This window comes from Aurantivibrio infirmus (genome assembly GCF_054767315.1).
Genome location: NZ_BAAFSK010000002.1, coordinates 310,959 through 328,934 on the forward strand (window position 1 = coordinate 310,959; position 17,976 = coordinate 328,934).

Consider the following 17,976-nt stretch of genomic DNA (forward strand, 5'->3'; position numbering starts at 1 on the left):
AAAATAAAAAATGTCGGCAGATCAAACAGTAGGTTCAAATAACAATTTAACAACACCGCTTAAGATAGCGGCACTACTAACTTTAGCACTTGGCTTAGGGTTCGCCATTTCAACAATCGTTGCGCCCTTAGGCGTGTGGACGGGGATGTGGGATTTTCGCAAAGGTTTTTCAATTTTGCGTTGGACAAATGCTAATGCGAATTGGTTTGTCTATGCTTGTTTAGCCTTGTCTTTTGCAGTTATTACCTTGGCTTTCGTGACTAAAAATAGAATCAGAGGAGTCGCCGCAATGACAATATTAGGAACCTTGGCTGCCGCGATTGCATGGTATATTCCTGAATCTTTTCGTCCAGCCGGAACGGCAGTAATTCCGCCGATTCATGATATTACGACCAACCCGGATGCTCCTGAAGTGTTTGTCGCCGTTGTTCCATTACGTGCGACTGCCTCTAATTCCCTCGACTATGGGAGTGGTCCAAATATGACGGCGGAAAAACTTGCGCAATTGCAACGTGAAGCTTATCCACAAATAAAACCGCAGCTTTATTCAGACAGCCTTAATGCAGTACACCAAAAAGCACTTAAAGTCGTTGAAGATATGGGCTGGGAATTGGTTGCATCAGTTCCCGAAGAGGGGCGTATAGAAGCAACGGATACGACTTTTTGGTTTCGTTTCAAGGATGATGTTGTCATTAAGCTCACTCAGAAAGGTGAACAAGTTGAATTGAATGCACGTTCAGTGTCCCGAGTTGGTGTGAGTGATGTCGGAAAAAATTCGGCTCGATTGACCGAATTTTTTGAGCGGATGAAAAAGTAAACTATAGGCTTTTTTAGGCGATCGTATGATGTTAAATACTTTCGCCTAAATAAGTGGGAGTGTTTATCTTGTTTTTTGAATCGTCAGCCAAGCTGACATCATGTTGCTCACAAAGACCGGCGCATCTTCCTGAACCCAATGTCCAGCGCCGGGTACGGTCACTAAGGTTAAATCTTTTTCCAACCATTCCCAGGTGTCATTTAGTGCCCCCGGCAGTAAGGCTGTGTCGTTTAAGCCATGAATCATTAGTACAGGTGGTTTTATTTTTACTATGGGAGAGGTGTCTTCCATATAGGGAGGCGAATTATAGTTTTGCTTGTAGTAATGCAGCATAGCCTCAATGTCTGAATTCTTAAATGCTTCTACATACCGAGCTTGAACTAAGGGATCTTTGTCGCCGTGAATTGCCGCAAGCAGCTCTGCACTTAATGCCTTGTGCGCATCTGCTTGTTGAAAGCGCCTTGCGTAAGCAGAATTTTTCTTTTGCTCATTACTGTGAGCTAATTCCCGTGACAGGCCACGAGGGTGAGGAAGGTTACAAATAATTAATTTTTCTACTCGCTCCGGAAACGCCGAAGTAAAAGCCCAAGACACAACACCTCCCCAGTCATGGCCAACGATGATGGATTTCTCTACACCGAAATGTTCTTGTACGGCCTTAACATCACCGATTAGAAATTTTATGTCATAATTTTCCTGGCCCTTGGGTTTGTCACTTTTATTGTAACCGCGCTGGTCGATGGCAACGACTTTATAATTTTTAGCGAGCGCTTCCATTTGATAGCGCCATGAGTACCAAAAGTCAGGGAAGCCGTGAATCATGATTAAGAGCGGGCCATCGCCTATAGAAGCGTAGTGAATTTTCACACCATTACTGTCGGCATAGCCGTGTTCAACTTTATTAAAGATGTCATCCGCTTGCGCGTTCATTAACGATGGTATGCAAAGAATAACAAACAATGCGAATTTTCGAGTAAGCGTCATTACCTTTTCTCCGATAAATGCAAAAACTAAGGGCTATTTTGTAACTAAAATTAAATTGATTTTTTGGTGATTCTACACCGATGTGCAATGAATAGTATTTATTGTTGGACTGGGCCTGGATAAATTTTGAGATTTCAAACCATACCATTGATGGCCTCTGCAGACAAAAGATAGCGACTCGATTAATATGTGCGGACGGCTTAGATTCGTAAAGGCGTTCTCTCCAACTTTAAATGAAAGGCTACATGAAGGATGGCAAGCTATAAGGCGATAGCGAGACTGCTAATCGATATAGAAAATGAATTGCGAACAATAGACTGCTGGAGCGAGGAGAGGCCGGAAGATGTCGCCTTTCAAAGCAAGCAACCTTTTTTTGTTGATACGATGAGTTTCCCGCAATGGTTGCAGTTTGTTTTTATAGAACGGATTAAGGTATTAGTGGAGTCGACCTTGCCATTACCAGAAAGCTGTGGGGTTGCACCGATGGCGGAAGAATACTTTAGAGTTTCGTCGCTGACTTCAGAACCATTAATAACTCATCTAAAGAAGTTAGATGAGATTATCAGCAATGCATGATGACGTGTAATTAGCGGCCAGCATTTTTTATTCAGATAAATTTAATTTAGTTTTGACACAACTTCACGAATTTGGCCTATTTTTGAAGACTGCGATTCAATCACACTATAGGCATTGCCGATAGCTGTATTAACTTCTTGAATTGCCCGTTCAATATCCTCCATAGAATGACTTATTTCCTCCACTGTACCGACGCCATTATTGGCTTCATTGGCGGCATCTAAAATAAGCTGGGTAATTTCATTCGAGAAATCTTGTGAATGTCCGGCAAGTTTTTTAACTTCGTCAGCGACGACTGAAAAACCGCGCCCCATTTCTCCCGCGCGGGCAGACTCTATCGTAGCGTTTAGTGCGAGTAAGTTTGTCTGCTGTGCGATAGACTGAATTTTCGCGGAGATTGCGTGTACTAAGTTATTTTTTTCAGAAACTGAATTAATCATTTCTGTCATTTTGGCAGTTTTGTTATTGCCTTCCTGAGTTTTATGAGTTGCCTGATTGGTGGTGTCGGAAGCACTTGATAAATCCTTACATGTTGCTTCGAAACCTTCGATGATTTCCTTAGCAAAATTGTTTACTTGATCAATGATCTGTAAATTGTTTTGATATTGTTCTTCCTTATATAGCTCACTTATTTTGCGCTGATGGATGTTGGTCATAGTGCCAGCGGTATGTAGAGGGTTACCTTCTGAATCTCTCGTTGTGACTGCATTAGCATGAAACCATTGATACTCGCCAGATTTTAATTTTAAGCGGTAATCGAGTTCGAAAGGGGTTGTGCCTGTGAAGTCGTCGAGATGGGCGGCGAACATTGAGATAACATTTTTCTTGTCATCATTATGCAATCGCGACATCCAACTATTTAATACGTTCGGGAACTCGCTCTCGGTTTTAAAGCCCAAAAATTCTCGAAAAAAAGGTGACCAAATGAAAGTCGCGTCTAAACCGGGTCGTCTTGAGGGAGGAATTTCTGTATCCCATAAACCGATACCTTCGATTCGTGCGTAATCTTCCAGGCGCTTCAGGTGTTGAGCGGTGTTATCCTTTTCATCTCTAAGGTGGTTAACCTTGTCCACTAATTCTTGTAGTAAGCCCAAAATTAAATTCGAATCATCATTCTTTTCTTTATCAATCTTTAGTGTTTGACCGCTGTCTAACTGGGCCAGTAAAGACTCTAGAATTGGTATAGCTAGTTCGCTTTTTTTTAATAAAAACATGGAGTTAACACCCTTTGACGTCCATCTCAAATAGATATATATCGACGCCACAGCCAAATTTTTTGTATCTCTATAGAACAGAATAGACTAATAAAAGGAGGGCGTGTTTTATCTTGTCGTAAAGTTCGACACCTTTAATCAACCTCTCGGTGGCGAGCTTATTATTTTTTATAGAGCCTTTCTGTTGTGTCCTATCGATCCTCCTTTCTTGTCGAGCTAAAGTCATTTGCTTGTTGCGAGCTGCCTTATCGCTGGGTATACTCGCCGTCCAAATTTTTAACATAAAAAGTAATGCAATGAAATATCGTTGTTTAATAATTAATAAAAGTAGATCTGAGCGGTTGCAGGGATCATATCCCTTTGTGACTTCAGATTTTTTGTTGGTGTCCGTGATTTAAGTTTTACTTAATCTGGTAGGCACTAAGCCTTCCAGACATTTCTTCTTTCATGAAACCCGGAAGGTAACTTTCGGGTTTTTTTATGCCTTGAGTTTGTGTTAGGAATAAAATTATTAAAAAGGAATAGCAATAAGTGAATTTTTATATCGAATTTAGTGAGGAGCGTTAGAACGATTTTTTATAGATGAGACAAATAAAGTTAACCGATAGTGAGCTTAAGTATGAATTCTAAGCCATAACAATATCCCATGGTCGATATATCGTAAATTAAGACGGTAGGGTAACTGCTGGGAAAAGGAGATTGGTTGCATATTTCTAATTGAAATATACTAAAATTTGTTACCAAAAAATGACTTGTCATGGCGAAAAAATATTTCTAATATTTACGAAATTAGCAGTACAGATAAGAATGTTTGTGTTGTAAAAAAACCAATAGAAAAACTAATAGACAAAACAGAAACAACTAATTAGGAATTTTAATAGAGATTTTTATGTTTTATCAAAACCCGACAATGACAAATAAACAAACAGAGACACAATTTTGTGCCTATCTCTTGTCGTGTTCGCATACGCCCTCTTTTTTGTCAGGGTTTGATCAGGGTTTTGATATTTCACAGCAGCGTGTAGTGAACGGTTTGATAGTTGAACCTAAGAACGAAGACAAAATCACCTAAAGACAGTAATCCAAAAACCGGATGGCTGTTGCCATCCGGATATCTTATTAAAACCCCGGTTGGTTTAATCCAATCGGGGTTTTTTAGTTTTTGGCATTTGATATTAGTTATTGAACCTTAAGCTTCGATAACTATATGTCCAATGCAGATGGGATCGGTGAAAACAAGGCAGTGATAGCTCCAATGGTAGAGCACTGGATTGAAGATCCGGAGAGTGTTGGTTCAAGTCCAACTCACTGTGCCAATTTTAGTGAGGTATGAATAGATGAAGCGGAAAAGACATCGTTATCGGAATCGCCTGTTGGCGATTAAAGGTAACCCGCAATTTGGAATGAAAGTCGAAAAACCCAAAAAGGGGAAAGGCAGTTACGAGCGCAAGTATGTAATCAGTAACGACGACGTGTAGCGAAGTAAATTAACTTCAGCTGAACTAGAAAATTATTTTGTAGTGAATAGAAAAGACATTTTGGGATATAGCTCAATCGGTAGAGCACCCGGCTGTTAACTGGGCGGTTATAGGTTCGACCCCTATTATCCCAGCCAAACAATACACCGATGGCGCAACTGGCAGACGCGGCAGACTTAAAATTTGCTTGTTGTGGGTTCGACCCCCGCTCGGTGTACCAAATTTTGCCCGGCTAGCCCAATTGGCAGAGGCGCCTGGCTTAGATCCAGGAGGTTCCCAGTTCGACCCTGGGGTGGGGCACCAATTAAAAAGGAAAAATCTCAGAGTGTAGCGCAGTCTGGTAGCGCACTTGGTTTGGAACCAAGGGGTCGATGGTTCAACTCCATCCACTCTGACCAAATTAGAAAAAGTATTTATTTATGAAGGTTGGCCTAGTGGTTGGGCATCCGCCTTTTAAGCGGAGACAGGTGGGTTTAACAAATTTTTCGGGAAAAAATTTGGCCGCCGAAGGGCGGTCGCGAAGCGATTGAGTACAGGGAGGTACACAACAACTCCCGCACCTTCAACCAATTAAAAGGAGACGCTGTCATGGCTATTAAAAAAGTATTAGCGCCGCATAAAGATCAGCGCTTATCGGTAAAAATTTGGACTGACGATATTGACTACAATACTCAGGCTCAGTTGAGTCGGGTTGCGAATTTACCGTTTGTCTTTAAGCACGTTGCAGCAATGCCAGATGTGCATTTAGGTAGAGGGGCGACCGTTGGAAGTGTGATTGCAACTGAGAAAGCGATTATTCCCGCTGCTGTGGGTGTTGATATCGGTTGTGGAATGAACGCGATTCGTTTGTCCTTAAAAGCAAAAGATTTACCCGACAATTTGAAAGCAATTCGTTCGAGTATTGAATCAGTCGTTCCTGTTGGCGCGGGTGGTGAACACAGAGATCCGCGGATCGCTGGTGGGCATGATGTATCGATGCGTCTTGGAAAAATTTTCGAGAAACATCCGCAGTTAAGCAAAATGATGAAGTTGAATCGCTTTGCAAAACAGTTAGGAACTTTGGGTTCAGGTAATCACTTTATCGAACTGTGTTTGGATGAAAATCAAGATGTATGGGTAATGCTGCACTCAGGGAGTCGTGGTGTCGGTAATAAGATCGGTATGTACTTTATCGCCTTGGCGAAACGTGAAATGGAAAAATGGATGATCCACTTACCTGATCGTGATTTAGCTTATTTATCGGAAGGATCCGATTACTACGATGACTACATTGAGGCCGTTTCTTGGGGGCAAGATTATGCCCTGTTAAACCGCGCTCACATGATGGATGCGGTATTAGGTGCACTGAAAAATCATTTGCCGGATTTTTCTATCACCCAAGAAGCGATCAACTGCCATCACAATTACGTGGAAAAGGAAAACCATTTTGGTAGAAATGTGTGGGTAACGCGTAAAGGAGCGATACGTGCAAGAAAAGACGACTTAGGGATTATTCCCGGATCAATGGGCGATAAAAGTTTTATTGTTCGAGGTAAGGGAGAAGAGGAATCTTTTTGTTCTTGTTCCCACGGTGCAGGACGTCGATTAAGTCGCACTGCTGCCGCGAGAAAATATCGAGTAAGCGATTTGGTCGCTGCCACCGAAGGTATCGAATGCCGTAAAGACAAGGGCGTGATTGACGAGATTCCGATGGCGTACAAGCCAATCGAATCGGTGATGGACAATCAATCAGACCTTGTCGAGATCGTGCATACACTTCGACAAGTTGTAAATGTTAAAGGCTAACAAGGAGGTTGCCTTTAATTTTTTAAAGGATAGTAAGAAGGAATTTTAAAATGAGATTAGTTATAGATAAAAACCAACAATACTCTGCGGACTACAAATGTACTTCCGCGAGAGACGGACAACGTATTTTAAATGAGCGCCCAATCAGCATGCTGTATATCGGGCAGAGTTTAGAAGGGCGTAAAACTGGACTTGATGTTTTGAGATGGGCCAAGCAAAAAAATCGCTTGCCCTTATACGTAATGATCACCACTAACGTGTCGGAACATCGAAAAATTTTAGGAGAATTTTTGAACACGAATGGGTTTATTGGTGACGGGATATTTTTCCGAAAAACCATTCATTAGCGAGTATCGATAAATTAGGTAGTACTTAAGGTGTCGATACTTCTAAATTTTAGCTGTACCGAAAATTAAGGAGAACGGCATGAATCAAGTATTACAGCTCGATCTTTCCGGTATGCCAAGGTACTGGCTTTCATTACAAGAAGCCGTATTGCTTTACTGTAAAAACAGAGTTAAGTGGCAGCTTGGTGATAGTGCTTGGGTGATGCGCGGCGGTGTTAATGACCAAGGCCGCCGATCAGCTATCGCGTTAGCGTCGGTTATTGCAACCGAAGGCCGTCAAGCAAAGCATGTGTCCGATACACCTTCGCTCGCGAATTCATTTTTATTTCGTCGCGATAACAATATGTGTATGTATTGTGGAAAGGTTTTTGCGAGATCACTGTTAACCCGTGATCACATTATTCCACGAGTACAAGGTGGTAAGGATGTTTGGACTAACGTCGTCACCGCTTGTCAGCGTTGCAATCATCATAAGGGTGGTCGCACGCCGGAGCAAGCGGGTATGGAGTTGTTAGCCATTCCCTTTACACCCAATATTTATGAATTTATGTATTTGGCAAATAGAAAAATTTTGGCGGACCAGATGGAATATTTGAGCGCAAATTTTTCAGGCAAAAGGCAGTGGTCAACTGTATAAGAATACGCAGCTGCCACTTAGCTTATTAACGGAGGCCCACAATGGAACAATTACGATGTGTAAAAATTGAAACAACAAAATTAAATGACAACGTTTGGGGATATAAAGGCCAAATACTCAAAGCAGTGTTTGAAGGTATCGTGTCCAATCAACTGAACGCAGGTTATTTTAAACTCGACAATGTTTATTGGGTGTCCGCCAACTATGACGACAATGGCGATGAAAAAGAAGACCAGCTATTCCAATTTGGCAAAGGTAAGTTGAATGCATACGAGGGTTCCTTATATCTGAAAATTGAGCACTTAGTTTCGATCGCTCCTATAAACGGTGAATTGGAATTGGCAAAATTTAATAAGGACAAGGTCGCGTATTTAAATTTAGTGACTCCGACTTGTCGTTAAAGAATTTGGCAGGCTGTGTAGTTCTACGGTTTGCCATACCTTGTTTAAGTTGTTGTTGCCTGTTCTGCGGTTCCGGTTCTGTACGCCGGTCCGGTGCAACATCATTGATGTATTGCATACCGAGCAGTAACAAAACGCTTGAACTCCGTGCTTTGTAGCTCATTGGGAGAGCAATCGACTCATAATCGATGGGTAGCAGGTTCAAATCCTGCCTCAGCAACTAACTGCCTTTCACGCAGTAAACGGTATGTCGAGAGACTGAGGTTCGAATCCTCACAAGTTTATCGCTTGATTAAATCACTAGAGGTCCATAGTTAGATTGTTTCACAGGAAGGCATTGCGCAAGCAATGTAAACAAGGATGTCTCAATTTAACGCCGGCGTTGTCGCCGTTATTGGTGGGTTCGTTTTACATGTGTTGTTACTACGTTGTTTAAATAGGAGGGAGATCTGTTGTTGCGATAAGACATTTCCCCCAGCCTGGCTAAACAGTCTCTTGTGCTAACACCTGTTTTGCGCAAACCAACAACCGTGATTTCCCTGGGTGGACCTCGTCTTTATTGGAAAAAATTGAAAGTATTAAAGGAGTAGTAAAATGTTTTGGAAAACAATTGACGTCGCTGACAATCAGCGCGTTTTACTGTATCGACGTGATCGATTCGTAGGCGTTCTGGAAAGTGGCCGTCACCGAATTAGAACCCTGTTCGATAATATCAGTTTGGAAACGTACGACATTACCGATGTGGTCTTTGAAAACAAACGTACCAAGTTTCTGTTGAATAACTACGTAGAAAAATTAGATGCGTATCTGCAACGTAAGGAACTTAGCGATACTGAAGTTGGTTTACTGTATCGAGATAAGCACTTAGTCGATGTTCTAGCGCCTGGTACAGCGCTAACCGTATGGAAAGGTGTTGAGGATGTTCGTGTCGATGTTATCGATATTAGTGAAGATTACTGCATTGATGAAAAATTGATTGCTATTTTAGGTCGTGGTTTAAAAATTGGCCGCAGCCGTGAAGTGATTAATGCGATTCAATACAATGAAGTCCCCGACGAACATGTCGGCCTGTTGCTGGTAAATGGTAAATTCGAACGCCTTCTGCAAGCCGGTAGCTACGGTTTCTGGAAGTACAATCGTGCGATTACTGTTAAATCGATTGATATGCGTTTGCAAGTTATTGAAGTCAGCGGTCAAGAAATCTTGACTAAAGACCGCGTAAGTTTGCGAGTCAACTTGTCTTCTAGCTATCGTATCGACGATGTAAAAACCGTTGCATTAAAGCTAAAAGACTATGCGGCTTTTATTTATCAAGAATTGCAATTGCGTTTACGCGAAGCGATTGGTACCAAAACTCTTGATGAGCTATTGGAAGACAAAAATCTTCTGAATAGTGTTATCGCTGATGGCGTACGCCAGAAGCTAAAAGATTACGGTATTAGCCTGCAAGGCGTCGGCGTTAAAGACATTATCTTGCCCGGTGATATGAAAGTGATTCTTAATCAGGTTGTCGAAGCTCAAAAAGAGGCAGAGGCAAATCTAATTAAGCGTCGTGAAGAAACTCAAGCGATGCGCTCACTGCATAACACTGCGAAATTAATGGAAAATAATGCCGTACTAATGCGCCTGAAAGAATTGGAGTCATTAGAGCGAGTTACTAAAAGCATCAATAACATCACCGTTTACGGCGGTCTTGATGGTGTAATGAATGAGCTTGTAAAGCTTCGATCCAATTAGGCGTGTTAATTAGATAAAGGCGTATTTAATAATGAGGCTGCGCAAAAAATAAAGCGAGCGTCAAACTGAGATACGCTTTTGTATAACGATAGGTCATGGTTATCACCATGGCCTATTTTTTATCAGCAGGAAAATTAATAAAAATATAAAACCCATAGTAAAAAATGCATAGGTCATTAGTTAAACGAAACACAAGGAGTTGATCATGAAAACTAAATTACAACACAGCATGCATTGGTTTCGAGCCAAGCAGTAAACGTAAGCGAGGTTATCCATCGGAAACGCAAGTAAAGCGTGGCGATAGGATCGTACATGGGGACAAAGACTTAATAGAGCGTTTGGGACGAAACGACCCTTGCCCATGCGGATCAAGTCGTAGATTTCAAACGCTGTTGTATGGAATCGGGACGTTGGGACGGTTCTAATCGAGATTTTTATTCGAGATGAAGGCGAAACGAGATAAATAATATAGAAAATAGTTAGTTAACCGGAAGTATAGAGAAGATCATGGACATTTTATTAGCAAAAGAGGTAATCGATTGTTTGCCAAAAAATCGAACGCTTTATCACTATTATAAAGACGCTTACGCTGTTTCATTGCTGCGCCGCTATCTTTTTCGTCATGGTGATCAAACCCTCGCGCACATTCGTCAATCAAAATATGCGAAATTATTAGCCAAGCCAATATTTGCAGAGCTATTGGCGAGCTTGGGGAAAGGGCTTCTCTCTCATAGACATTTAGATGCAATGTGGGAGAGTGAATGTGAGAGTTATGTGCTGACCTTAGGTACTTGGGGTGATAATCGATCCTATGAATGGGAGCAAGTATCTAGGCCCGGTTCAAATTTGGTGCTACAACTTAATTTCAGTAATAAACATGACGAAGCGTATCGAACAAAAGCGTTGGGTGATTTTGACGAGTTTCAGTATAGAGGCCATCCTGTATCGTCCAAACGTTGCACTATGGCTTGGGCGCGTATCGATTTTGATTTCGCGAGCAATGAAGCGCTTATTGAAGAGGTACAAACCGATTGGTTGCGTTCCGTTGGCTGGCTTGAGAGCTTATGTCAGCGAGCAGCACATAGAAAATTATCTAGATTTTCATATTACGATCAGCTTTTGTATGTCGATAAGGTGTTTGCTTATCTCCAGGAAGTCAGCAAACATCAAAAAATTTGGAGCGAGGCAATGCTCAATGCTGCGGTAAATTTTATTGTCGATGAAATCGGAATTCGAAATATTTATTACCACAGTTTTAATACTGGAGCGGTGCTAAAGCAAATTAAGTCTCGCAAGCCTCCAAAATCACTGTATACCGAACTACCAAAGCGTTTTTGTTTTGATGTAGTCAACGAAGGGCCCTCTTTTATTCGAGACAATAAAAAGGCAAAGCGTAGACTAAAAGCAATGAAACAGCAGCAATGGTTCGCGATGGCGGTGTAGCGTTGCGTGTTTAGGAGGTGGCGGGTAAACTCTGGATTCAAAATTTACTCGCCATATTCTTTACCGCATCACTAGGAATCATCATGTTGGATTTAAAGCGGCTCAAGCAGGCGCAAGCTGACTTTTTAATGCAGTATCCCGGTGGGTTTGATGATCCTGCAATGCTTGCCATTGCAAAGAAGCACAACGTGAACAAGATGACGGTTTTTGCGCAAGAGAGTTTTTCCAAAACCGCTTGCTCGAATGTGCACGTTGCCGCAGACAATATGGTGAAAGTTGTTAGCCGCTCGTCAATGGTATCGCTATTTGAAAAACCAAAATTTCGCGACTTTGTTAAAGGTCTCGACGAAGGCGCTAAATATTTTATGGTTCATGCTCTGAGCGAATGGCTTCATAACAAGTCGCAAAAGAAACAACAAGCTGGCTTCGAAGCCTTCGTTGACATACTAAAAACCGAAAAGCTCGCCAAGTGGAGTCTTCTAACGATCATCCCCGCATATTACCACCCCAGTACAGAAGTATTCGTAAAGCCGACAACAGCCAAGAACGTATTAAAGTATTTTGAAATTACCGATCCCATTTACAAACCACAACCGACCTGGGATTTCTACAAAAAATATCGCCTGCTAATTAACGAAGCAAAAACCAAAGTCAATAAAAGCCTATCGCCATCGAATGCTGCGTTCTCTGGATTTTTGATGATGACGACCAAGACCTAATTTGTTTGTTATCGCCCATCGTAATGGTATCTGTACCTTCTTTTTAGATTTGCATTTATTAAACGAAATTTTCTAGCAATTGTTCCATCGCTCTATTAGTCTCGTCTTTTTTCGCTAGAAGGGTAGCAGTATTCTATGGGCAATCAGTTATTCACTCTGGTGTCATGTTATGTGATTTTACATTGTATGGTTGCCGGACTAGTTTTGATATTGCGGCCACGTAGACTACTTGTGTTTGAGCGCTTTGAGGTGCTGTGGTTGTTCACGATCGCGGTATGTTTAATCGCTTATATGATGTCATTACATCAGCTTTATCCTAGCTTCCCGAGGATGCATATTTTTCGCGCGACTTGGGCTTTGCTGCCGCCGGTCATGTACTTTTATATTAAATCTCTGACTGGAAAGAATCCGATAACATCCTCCTGGCAGCTTTTACATTTCTTGCCTTTCGTTGTGAAATGTATTTTCTTAACCCCATTTTTTCTTTCTCCCTGGGTTGCTAACGATGGCTTTTTAACACAAATACCCTCTTCTTTAGTAGATCTATTTTTCTATCGCACTATTGAGGGTAGGTTGGCTTCTAGTATTCACTTTTTAGTTTATTTGGTTTTAACATTCAGGGTTCTTAAAAGTTATGGAGTCGATTTATCAAACTTACTTTCATTTGAGCAATCTCTGCGAATACGTTATTTGCGCTTTATAAACGTACTCATCATTGCAAGTTATTCTGTCTATTCAGTATTACTCATCTACCACTGGATTTCAGGTGATCCTGGAGTGCTAGAAGGGCTCCCCAGCCCTGGCGTGGTAATATTCTTGAGCTTTGTGTTTCTAAATTTTGTAGTTTTAAATCTAGTGTCGCGCTCTAGTGAAGATTTTCCTAAATTTGATGAAAAGGAAGATAGTTCAAAAGAAACTTTAGATACGAATAACAAGTTAATTGGTGAAAACGAAGATGAATGGATTAGATTAAAAGACGATCTTGATTTATTCATGAGAGAAGAAAAACCGTTTTTGAATTCTCGACTAAATATCAATCGTTTGGCCGAACTACTGTCGGTATCACCACGAAAATTATCCAAGTTAATTAATCAAGTAATGAATACGAGCTTTTATGACTATGTGAATAGCTATCGTGTAGCCGAAGTCGAAACCCTGTTTCGCACTTTAAACGATGTTTCGTTATTGGATATCGCGTTTCAAGCGGGCTTTCAAAGTAAATCGGCTTTTAATAAAAATTTTCTAAAACACACCGGAAAAACACCCACCGCTTATTTGAAGCAGCTCTCTAAAGGCAATGAAATGTTAAGATCGTGATTCTTGGTCTCAACTTCAGTACTTGAGACGACACGCTGTTTTGACTCTCCATAATAACCCTCAATAAAGTTGAGGGTTCATCATGTTTAAAATGAATTTATTAGTTACCTTGCGCAATCTACGTAAGGACTACGCCTATGTTTTTATCAATCTCTCCGGTTTGATTTTAGGTATTGCCTGTTTTTTAATTTTGGCAATATTCTTGCGGACCCAGCTTAGCTACGATAGGCACTTTAAAGACCACCAATACATTTATCGGGTCGCTGATAGATTGCATTCAGAAGATGGGAGCATCGCTTACCGTTCTCGTACTTCACGAGAATTAGCAGAATTGTTGGCTAAAAATTATCCGGATATACTGGAGACTGTTCGATTCACACCAATCGATAACACTAATTTCTCCGCGCAACTTCTGAGGTATGACGAAACTAAACTGTATTGGGAAAATATCTATTACGCAGACGCCAATGTTTTTAAACTTTTTTCTCATGATATTCTTTATGGCGATCCAGAAAGCGCTCTCTTATCTCCCGGTAGCATAGCAATCAATGAAACAGTAGCGCGTACCTACTTTGGTGATCTGAATCCAGTGGGTCTGGATCTTGAATCCGATTTTGGCAACTTCAAGGTTGCGCTCGTGTTTAAAGATTTACCGACAAACACCCATTTGAAATACAGTGCCTTAGTTTCCTATCAAGATTTCATCTCTAGCCAACCGACTCAAAACTATAACCGTGAATTATGGTTTGTGAATGCGATAACCTATTTAAGAATGGACGTCGACCTTGATCCACAACGCATTGAATCAATGACCTGGGATCTCTACGACCGTTACATGGCGGAAGGTGGTGCTCGAATTGGTAAGAAGCGCTCATTTTATTTAGAGCCATTGGCCGATATTCACCTCAACTCCATTGTCGGCGGTGACCAACCCCGTGGGAGTAAGTTTGCATTAATCGCTTGCGCGATAATGGGTATATTCGTTTTAGCAATAGCCTGCATTAATTCCATGAACCTCGCTATTGCGCGCTCAATCAAACGCAGTAACGAAGTAGGCTTACGAAAAATATTGGGAGCTGATGCACCGCAACTCATTCTGTATTTTCTTTGCGAATCGATGTTACTTTCATTCACCGCCTTGTTCTGCGCATTAGTATTAGTTGGAATGCTCTTGGAGCAGGGTTTTATGAATCAATTGATCAGTGACAAGTTATCATTCAGTTTAATCCAAGAACCCTGGCTAATTATTCCCATTATTATCTTTGGTTTTTTGTTAGGTTTGGGAATGGGCTTATATCCTGCATTCTATCTCGCCAACATTAGCCCAGAAACAGCCTTGAGTTCTTCTGCGCGAACCGGTAGTGGTGGTAAGCGTGGCACCGTGCAGCAAGTTTTAGTCGTACTGCAATTCACCTTTTCGATCGCTATCATTTCCGTTGCATTTTTAATGGCATCGCAAATTAATTTTTTGAAAAACCAAGCCGTGGGATTTAATACTGATAATTTGCTATTGGTGAAGTTACGTGGCAGCGAAGTTCTTAAAAAAATTCCCACTATCAAAACCGCTTTAATGCGCGATAACCGGGTTTTGGGTGTTGCGAGTAGTTTAAAAGTTCCAGGTATCGATACTGCACCGTATTTCGCAGTGCAAGTCGACGATGGTGTAGGCACATTAACTTCTCAAGCGACTAGCGGTGCCTGGGTAGATGACGATTATTTAGATTTAATGGGAATCAAGATAAGTGAAGGCCGTCAATTTGATGAAAATGAAGTCGAGCATGAAAGAATTTTAATAAATGAAACCATGTCCAAGCGTCTAAATTGGCGCGATCAGGCAGTAAATAAACGTATTGTGATCGGCGGTAATCTTGATGCGCGGGTTATGGGTGTGGTTAAGGATTTTCATTTTGAATCTTTGCGCCAACCAGTAGAATCGCTAATTTTACGTCGTTTTGACCCTGCTAGTTTGACAACCCAGAATGCCAATTTAACGGGCACACTCTTAGTCAGATTGTCAGCATCAAACATTCCGAGTGTTTTAAATCATGTGCGGAATACTTTGTCGGAGCAGGATCCATCACATCCACCTGAGTTGATATTTTATGATCAAGCATTAGGCCAAGTTTATACCAATGAGAGACGCTTGTTGAACTTGGTGGTGTTGTTTGCAGTGCTATCTGTATTTATCTCTTGCATGGGCTTATTCGGTTTATCTTCCTTTACAACGGCGCAAAGAACTAAAGAAATTGGGATACGAAAAATTTTAGGTGCATCTCGTCAGGAAATATTGATGATGTTATTTAAGGATGTCGCCGGGCTTGTTGCGATTGCCTCGGTGATTTCATTCGCCCTGAGTTACTATGCTATTAATCAATGGCTTGATAATTTTTCCTACCGAATCGATATTAACTTACTTGTATTTTTAGCTATTAGTTGTGTTGCGATCGCTTTAGCATTTATTACCATTGCATTGCAAGGGAATAAAACCATCAACCAGAATCCAGCACAATCTCTGCGACCAAATTAAAGAACGACATGGATCGCTATTTTCCTATAAGCCTAGATTTAAAATTGCTGCTTATATTGTTTGGGCGAAATCCCATAAGATTTATTGAAATGGTGCCGCATCGTGATTGAATTACCAAAGCCAGACATTTGCGCCACTTTTTCAATAGCGTATTTTTTTTCTTCGAGTAATTGTTTTGCGAAAGTTAAGCGTTGATTAATGAGCCAGCTATTCGGAGACAGGTTGAAAGTCGTTTTGAACTTCCTGTCAAAAGTTCGTCTAGACATGTTTGCTTTTCTCGCTAAGGTATTAATATCGATAGCGGAAGATAAATTATTGAGTGCCCAGTCCAAGGTTTCTGAAAAACGATTGGGTATTGCTAACATGGGTGTTTCAACGAATTGAGATTGCCCACCTTTTCGGTGGGATGATAAAACTAAACGACGCGCAACTTGATTCGCAATTTTGTAACCGTAATCGCTACGCACCACTTCGATACTCAAATCCAAGGCCGCAGCGCTGCCCGCGGAACAACCGATCAGCCCATCGTAGACGTAGAGTACATCGTCGAGATAGTGGGTCTTGGGAAATGCTTTTTTAAATCGCTCAGCATATTTCCAGTGAGTCGTTGCGTCGCGTTCATTCAAAATACCCGCTTCACCTAAAAGAAATGCACCGGAACAATATGAGATGATTCGCTTGCCCTTTTTATGAAAGCTGAGAACCTCCTCAATTAATTGCTGCGATGGTTTGGACTTATTTGTCGGCCAGCTGGGTATGACAAGCATGTTGTAGTCATCTAGAGATTCGATCACTTTGCAGTGAATTTGAATTCCACTGGTGAAGTTCAAGGGGCCTTGAGTAAATGAGACAACGTCACATTGATACCAATTCTCATATTCTGGCCTAGGTAGGCCGAATACCTCGATAGCGCAGCCCAACTCAAAGAACGCGCCCTGATCATTGGCAAGTATGGCGATGTGTTTCAATGGAGTCCCCGGTAAAAGAATGGCGTGATCTTATCGAAGATTGTCTTTTAAGCCAATATTTCGATGTGGAAAAACCCGAGATAATGGCCACCGGAACATCTTAAGGAGAAAACTATGTCAGCCGTATCAAGACCAAGCGCAGCGGATAGCCATGCCGCACTAGAACACTTTCAAAGTTTGTTGAAATTCGAAACTGATTGCTGGGACGTGCATCATGCGCTTAGTAATCATCGTCAAGACTTCGTCCTTCTCGATGTTAGAGGAGAGGAAGCCTACAACTCGGGGCATGTCGCGGGTGCAATCAGTCTGCCCCATCATCGAATTAATGAAACGAGTCTGCAGGGGTTTCCTCTCGACACACTCTTTGTTGTTTATTGTGCCGGTCCGCATTGCAACGCAACTGAAAAAGCGGCAATCAAGTTAGCCGGTTTGAATCGACCGGTAAAGAAAATGATCGGCGGTGTAACGGGATGGATTGATGAAGGATTTACCCTTGAAAGCCGCGATTAGAAAAACCTGTATTATTCGACACGCTCAACGCAAAGATTGTGCAGTTCTGGTTGACCTGATGCGAGAGTTGGCTGAATTCGAAGGCTATGCACAACACTTTAAAGTCACCGAATCAGTACTCCATGAAAAACTTATCGATCAAAGAATATTTTCGGTGCTGGTCGCTGAGCAGGAGCATCAGTTGATTGGTATGTTGGTGTATTATCATTTACCTTTCACCTATGATCTAAACCCTTGGACTTACATCAAAGAGCTTTATGTTATTGAGGATTTTCGCTCACAAAATGTTGGCTTCAAATTAGTAAAACAGCTTGCCTGCGAGTGTGAGATCAAAGGTAGCAATAAAATCCGTTGGGATGTATTGTCTTCTAACCTAAAAGCCCAGCAATTTTATTATTCGCTTGGTGCTCGGCATGAACGAGAATGGATGTTGTTTAGTTTGTCGGGTGAAAATATTCGACAAATTGCAGCTTGCGCTTGAAGGTCCAAAGGGTAGGTGGAAGGAGATTTATTTTC

The 17,976-nt window shown here is 41.5% G+C and carries 18 protein-coding genes and 7 tRNA genes; 22 read left to right on the forward strand and 3 right to left on the reverse strand.

The annotated features are described in order from the left end of the window. The first annotated feature begins 10 nt into the window (after positions 1–10). Positions 11–817: a DUF1499 domain-containing protein gene (locus tag ACYUCY_RS05065; RefSeq protein ID WP_460225376.1), complete on the forward strand. Its 807-nt coding sequence runs from the start codon at positions 11–13 to the stop codon at positions 815–817. A 63-nt stretch (positions 818–880) separates the two neighbouring features. Here the strand turns inward: ACYUCY_RS05065 and ACYUCY_RS05070 are convergent, their stop codons facing one another. Beyond that, positions 881–1,801: an alpha/beta fold hydrolase gene (locus ACYUCY_RS05070; RefSeq protein WP_460225377.1), complete on the reverse strand. Its 921-nt coding sequence runs from the start codon at positions 1,799–1,801 to the stop codon at positions 881–883. Between the two features lie 252 nt (positions 1,802–2,053). Between ACYUCY_RS05070 and ACYUCY_RS05075 the strand changes: the two genes are divergently transcribed. Next, on the forward strand, positions 2,054–2,377 hold the full coding sequence (locus tag ACYUCY_RS05075) for a YqcC family protein (protein ID WP_460225378.1): 324 nt from the start codon (positions 2,054–2,056) through the stop codon (positions 2,375–2,377). 41 nt (positions 2,378–2,418) lie between these two features. Here the strand turns inward: ACYUCY_RS05075 and ACYUCY_RS05080 are convergent, their stop codons facing one another. Beyond that, on the reverse strand, positions 2,419–3,591 hold the full coding sequence (locus tag ACYUCY_RS05080) for a methyl-accepting chemotaxis protein (protein ID WP_460225379.1): 1,173 nt from the start codon (positions 3,589–3,591) through the stop codon (positions 2,419–2,421). A gap of 1,240 nt (positions 3,592–4,831) precedes the next feature. Here ACYUCY_RS05080 and ACYUCY_RS05085 point away from each other — a divergent pair. The 18 genes from ACYUCY_RS05085 (at position 4,832) to ACYUCY_RS05170 (ending at position 15,982) form a co-directional block, all read left to right on the forward strand. Further along, positions 4,832–4,907 (forward strand) — tRNA-Phe (locus tag ACYUCY_RS05085). Between the two features lie 21 nt (positions 4,908–4,928). Continuing rightward, positions 4,929–5,069: an alternative ribosome rescue factor ArfA gene (gene arfA / locus ACYUCY_RS05090; RefSeq protein ID WP_460225380.1), complete on the forward strand. Its 141-nt coding sequence runs from the start codon at positions 4,929–4,931 to the stop codon at positions 5,067–5,069. Positions 5,070–5,130: 61 nt separating this feature from the next. Continuing rightward, positions 5,131–5,206: transfer RNA gene (locus ACYUCY_RS05095), tRNA-Asn, on the forward strand. Positions 5,207–5,212: 6 nt separating this feature from the next. Further along, positions 5,213–5,289: transfer RNA gene (locus tag ACYUCY_RS05100), tRNA-Leu, on the forward strand. Between the two features lie 6 nt (positions 5,290–5,295). Next, positions 5,296–5,372 (forward strand) — tRNA-Leu (locus tag ACYUCY_RS05105). Positions 5,373–5,390: 18 nt separating this feature from the next. After that, positions 5,391–5,467, forward strand: a tRNA-Pro gene (locus ACYUCY_RS05110). 22 nt (positions 5,468–5,489) lie between these two features. Beyond that, positions 5,490–5,638 (forward strand) — tRNA-Lys (locus ACYUCY_RS05115). 19 nt (positions 5,639–5,657) lie between these two features. Next, positions 5,658–6,854, forward strand: coding sequence for an RtcB family protein (locus ACYUCY_RS05120; RefSeq protein ID WP_460225381.1), 1,197 nt, complete (start codon positions 5,658–5,660; stop codon positions 6,852–6,854). 50 nt (positions 6,855–6,904) lie between these two features. After that, entirely contained in the window at positions 6,905–7,201 is a 297-nt protein-coding gene (locus ACYUCY_RS05125; protein WP_460225382.1) for a hypothetical protein, read from the forward strand. 79 nt (positions 7,202–7,280) lie between these two features. Further along, positions 7,281–7,838 carry an HNH endonuclease gene (locus ACYUCY_RS05130; RefSeq protein WP_460225383.1) on the forward strand — a complete coding sequence of 186 codons (558 nt, stop codon included), beginning with the start codon at positions 7,281–7,283 and terminating at the stop codon, positions 7,836–7,838. Between the two features lie 41 nt (positions 7,839–7,879). Beyond that, positions 7,880–8,239 (forward strand): hypothetical protein, encoded by a 360-nt coding sequence (locus ACYUCY_RS05135; protein ID WP_460225384.1) that lies wholly within the window; start codon positions 7,880–7,882, stop codon positions 8,237–8,239. A gap of 148 nt (positions 8,240–8,387) precedes the next feature. Then, positions 8,388–8,459 (forward strand) — tRNA-Met (locus ACYUCY_RS05140). Between the two features lie 374 nt (positions 8,460–8,833). Next, positions 8,834–9,976: a slipin family protein gene (locus ACYUCY_RS05145; protein ID WP_460225385.1), complete on the forward strand. Its 1,143-nt coding sequence runs from the start codon at positions 8,834–8,836 to the stop codon at positions 9,974–9,976. Positions 9,977–10,314: 338 nt separating this feature from the next. Continuing rightward, positions 10,315–10,401: an SEC-C metal-binding domain-containing protein gene (locus ACYUCY_RS05150; RefSeq protein WP_460225710.1), complete on the forward strand. Its 87-nt coding sequence runs from the start codon at positions 10,315–10,317 to the stop codon at positions 10,399–10,401. 82 nt (positions 10,402–10,483) lie between these two features. After that, entirely contained in the window at positions 10,484–11,419 is a 936-nt protein-coding gene (locus tag ACYUCY_RS05155; RefSeq protein ID WP_460225386.1) for a hypothetical protein, read from the forward strand. A gap of 83 nt (positions 11,420–11,502) precedes the next feature. Continuing rightward, positions 11,503–12,138, forward strand: coding sequence for a hypothetical protein (locus tag ACYUCY_RS05160; RefSeq protein ID WP_460225387.1), 636 nt, complete (start codon positions 11,503–11,505; stop codon positions 12,136–12,138). 135 nt (positions 12,139–12,273) lie between these two features. After that, complete coding sequence (locus ACYUCY_RS05165) at positions 12,274–13,455, forward strand: AraC family transcriptional regulator (protein WP_460225388.1); 1,182 nt, start codon at positions 12,274–12,276, stop codon at positions 13,453–13,455. 82 nt (positions 13,456–13,537) lie between these two features. Further along, a complete protein-coding gene (locus ACYUCY_RS05170) occupies positions 13,538–15,982 on the forward strand; it encodes an ABC transporter permease (RefSeq protein WP_460225389.1) in 2,445 nt (814 codons plus the stop codon). Between the two features lie 38 nt (positions 15,983–16,020). On the opposite strand, the gene ACYUCY_RS05175 is transcribed toward ACYUCY_RS05170, so the two are convergent. Beyond that, the gene (locus ACYUCY_RS05175; protein WP_460225390.1) at positions 16,021–16,950 is read right to left on the reverse strand and encodes a helix-turn-helix domain-containing protein; all 930 of its coding nucleotides are present in this window, start codon (positions 16,948–16,950) and stop codon (positions 16,021–16,023) included. A gap of 114 nt (positions 16,951–17,064) precedes the next feature. On the opposite strand from ACYUCY_RS05175, the gene ACYUCY_RS05180 reads away from it, so the two are divergent. Both ACYUCY_RS05180 and ACYUCY_RS05185 read left to right on the forward strand, forming a co-directional pair. After that, a complete protein-coding gene (locus tag ACYUCY_RS05180; protein ID WP_460225391.1) occupies positions 17,065–17,460 on the forward strand; it encodes a rhodanese-like domain-containing protein in 396 nt (131 codons plus the stop codon). Beyond that, positions 17,429–17,941, forward strand: coding sequence for a GNAT family N-acetyltransferase (locus ACYUCY_RS05185; RefSeq protein WP_460225392.1), 513 nt, complete (start codon positions 17,429–17,431; stop codon positions 17,939–17,941). The genes ACYUCY_RS05180 and ACYUCY_RS05185 overlap by 32 nt, the downstream gene beginning before the upstream one ends. Positions 17,942–17,976: the final 35 nt, after the last annotated feature.